Consider the following 3,482-nt stretch of genomic DNA (forward strand, 5'->3'; position numbering starts at 1 on the left):
GTTTGACCGCATGTACGAGGTACTGCTTCTCATCAAGAAACGCTTATTGAGGAAAGTGGGAGGGTGATTAAGGGGGAAGGGGGAAGTTGGGAGAGTGAAGTTGGGAGTTGGAAGGGGGAAGTTGGGAGGGGGAAGAGAGGAGCTCGAAGTGTGAAGTTGGAAGCTGGAAGTGGGAAGGTTGGATAATTTGAAATACTTGTCCGCCGTGGAGGATTGGAAATACTTGTCCCATATGATGGGTTGTAGAATAACCTTCATCTTTCCGTCATAAGAATAAGTTGAAAATTAATTTCCCATTTCAAAAAGGGAGGGAAAAAGAGTGCTGAAGGCACGATTTGTTTTAGCCAGGGGTTTCAACCCCTGGTTAAAAAACCAATCATATCCCCAGCGCTGGCCCTTGATCTTTAATAGGAGTCCAAATCTCCATGCCAGCAAGACGAAGATGAATTCCTAATGGATTGGGAATTGGGGATTTTGAAGAGGAAGATAAAAGCAAGAAGTGCCTCGGGTAAGATGGAAGGGATTCTGTCTTTTATAGTAAGTAAGAGTAAAAATGAAACCTAAAACAAAAATCAAATGAATATAATCAGTGAAATAAAAGAGCGGGCTATGGCCCCTACTCCACCTTTCTTTGAGTGGATGAAGAAGATCGGTTTATTAATCGCAGCGGTAGGTTTGGCGATTATGACAGCTCCGGGGGAGGTACCTGAAATCCTTCAGGTTTATGCCGGTCATGCTATTACGGCAGGTACCATCCTGGTGAGTATCTGTCAACTGACCGTAGATGAGAAAAAGCTGGAGGAAAGACTTCTCCAAGCTATTGACTAGGAGATCTAATAAAAGAAAAACCGGGTAGCAGTTGGCTATCCGGTTTTTTTGACTTTGACAAAACGTCCGAAGTGAAGAGTAAAATTCTAATTAGCGAAAGGAAGGAAGCTGAAGGTAAAATTTAAGTGTTCGAGGTTCTGAGTTTTGTCGAATCGGGGAATTACCGAATCGGGGAATTGTCGAATTGAGTGGTTCGGGGTTCGGAGTTGATATCGAACTGATGAATTGTCGAAAGTTGAAAAGTAGCTGTTAAGTGTTAAGGGTTAAGGGTTAAAAGTTCCGAAAATTAGGAATGAAGAATTAAGAATTTGGGGAGGAACATCTTAGGTTTTGGGTTCTACGTTCGTTTATCATTTGTGGGTCTTGAGGATTAGCCAACCTTTCATTGAAAAAATCTTGATTCTTGGTTCTGAGTTTAAAGTTCTCAACGAGACTTAAAGCGGAGGTTCAACAACCTAGAACACAGAACCTTGAACACTTTCCTCAGTGTGCTCTTAAAGTAAATAGGATAAGTTCTGCTAAAAAATTAATCCTTGTTCCAAAAATAAACTACCGACGCCTGTGCCATCACACTCGTCAGGTTCTTTCCCTTCGGGAAGTCCGGGGTACTGGCTGGATCCAACTGCCACTGATAGTTTCGGGCATGGATCAACTGCAACTTGGAACTTAGCAATAGATTATTAAACTGCTTGTCGTAAAGAAAGCCGAGAGAGAGGTCTACCCAGGGTTTGCGTTCGGAGTTTTGAAACTGAACCTTGTAATAATAATCTACCGTATTTTCCAATCGCTCGAAAAATATTCCTGCCTTATTTAAACCATCAATTTTACTAATTTCTAAGGTTTGGATATTCGATCCAGTCCCAATTCCTACGCCGGTGGGCTGTCCATGATGAGTAATCCCTCCTAGTGAACCATTCATGTGCCAAGAAAAACCTCCTCCTAATCCTAGGTATCTTATATATCGATTTACAGATTCTTGCTGATGGGTAATTTCGCCACGAATCAAAATATCCGATTTAAGCTCTTCGATTCGAATTAGCTTATTAAACCCAAAAATATAGGCTCGTGCATGTTCGGGGTTGAGTACTAACTCCCGCCAGTTTAGTGCATGATCACGCTTCCCAAACTCAAAGTAAATTTCCAGTTTGGACAGTCTGTGAATATACCGACCAAACATGGAAATTTGCTGACTTCTCCCTTTATCGGATTCTCCAATCAAGTCAGAACCTACCGATTGCTTAGTCAAGCCCCAAAAGACCGGGAAAATATCAATAAAACTTGAACCAATAGAATCTGTAAAGGTCTGTACAGTACGGGTAGCCCCAAAATAAAATCCAGGAACCCACTTCGGATTATAGGAAACAGTTAAACCATTCACGTACCGGTTTTGCTCACGTATAGGCCTATAATAAAGATTGTTCAAACTGTCCGATTGAGTAGGATCTTGACGAGTACTATTCAAAATTCCAGAGATCATTTGAATCTCGAAATTTCCCAAAAAGGTTTTTGCAGGCTTTCTTGTCCCGATAGAGGCCATAGGAAATCCCGGAGCATTATTGGAAAAGGTTAAAGAATTAAACTGACCTGGTCCCCAAAAAATATTCTGATTAGCAATTGCTATTTCAAAAGATTTAAAGCCATAGGAAATTCTTGACTGGCCTAGACTAATTTTAGAATATGCGTTAAAACCAAATCGCTCTGGATTATCACCAGTATTCCAATACAAAAACCGAATTCGATCCAAGAAGGCATTACCTAAACCTTGAAATCCATTAAAGGCTGCATTTTGAGCAAATACCAAATCGGGATAGAATGTAATGCCTAATTCCTTCCATTGATAGTGAACACCACCTGCTATGTACAACTGAGCACCTGGTGTAGGAATCATTCCGTAGTCCCCAAATCCATAGGGTCTTTTTGTATTTACTCGGACAGTAGACAGAGCTGGCAAAAGAGTAAATTCAATGTCATTTCCCGCAATAGTTAGATCTTTTTTCGAAAGCGTATCCGGATAGTTAAGAATCGGCCGAATAAATAAGGAAGGGCCTACAGAATCTGAAGAAAGCTGATTAATTCTGGCTCTCTCCTCCAAAACAGGAAATCCCGCCGGAATCACCTGTGCGGGAGCTATCTGCGTGATAATTAATAGAAAAAGAAAAAGAAATTTTCTCAAAACAATCCCGGTAAGTATTCTAACAATTTTCTGAAATATCGTGAATACAACCAAAAATAATTCGTTTCCAAACCATTTTCTTTACAGGCTCTCAAATCCTCTTGATTAATTATGACATTACTTTTCCAGGACTTGGTACTTAGTCCACCCGTTCGCATTTTCAATAGATCCACAGGAAGGTAATGATAGCTAAGTTTATGCTTGTAAAGGAACCTTACCAAAAGCTCAAAATCAGCAGCAATCTGATAATCTGTACGGTAAAGACCAAGCTTATCAAAATTTTCCTTATAAGTAAAAAAGGTAGGATGAGCAGGAATATAACCCCATTTAAATGAGTTTAGACTGAAATTTTTAGAAGAATAGTATCGAACAGTTTTCTCCAAATTTTTTGGGTTTACAAATCGAATATCCGCATATACGCACTGCTTTTTAGACTTTTGAAAAGCTTTTATTACTTGAGATATGCCATCGCTTCTATGGT

At 40.0% G+C, this 3,482-nt stretch carries 2 protein-coding genes and 1 pseudogene; 1 reads left to right on the forward strand and 2 read right to left on the reverse strand.

Features of this window, described 5'->3' with window-relative positions; genetic code table 11:
- Window positions 1-576 precede the first annotated feature (576 nt).
- The gene (locus OU792_RS18230) at window positions 577-828 is read left to right on the forward strand and encodes a hypothetical protein (protein WP_274671009.1); all 252 of its coding nucleotides are present in this window, start codon (window positions 577-579) and stop codon (window positions 826-828) included.
- A gap of 526 nt (window positions 829-1,354) precedes the next feature.
- On the opposite strand, the gene OU792_RS18235 is transcribed toward OU792_RS18230, so the two are convergent.
- Window positions 1,355-3,001: a capsule assembly Wzi family protein gene (locus OU792_RS18235; protein ID WP_274671010.1), complete on the reverse strand. Its 1,647-nt coding sequence runs from the start codon at window positions 2,999-3,001 to the stop codon at window positions 1,355-1,357.
- Window positions 2,998-3,482, reverse strand: a pseudogene (locus OU792_RS18240) (glycosyltransferase); the annotation flags it as partial. The pseudogene OU792_RS18240 and the gene OU792_RS18235, both read right to left, overlap by 4 nt.

The organism is Algoriphagus sp. NF (assembly GCF_028823735.1).
Lineage (GTDB): Bacteria > Bacteroidota > Bacteroidia > Cytophagales > Cyclobacteriaceae > Algoriphagus > Algoriphagus marincola.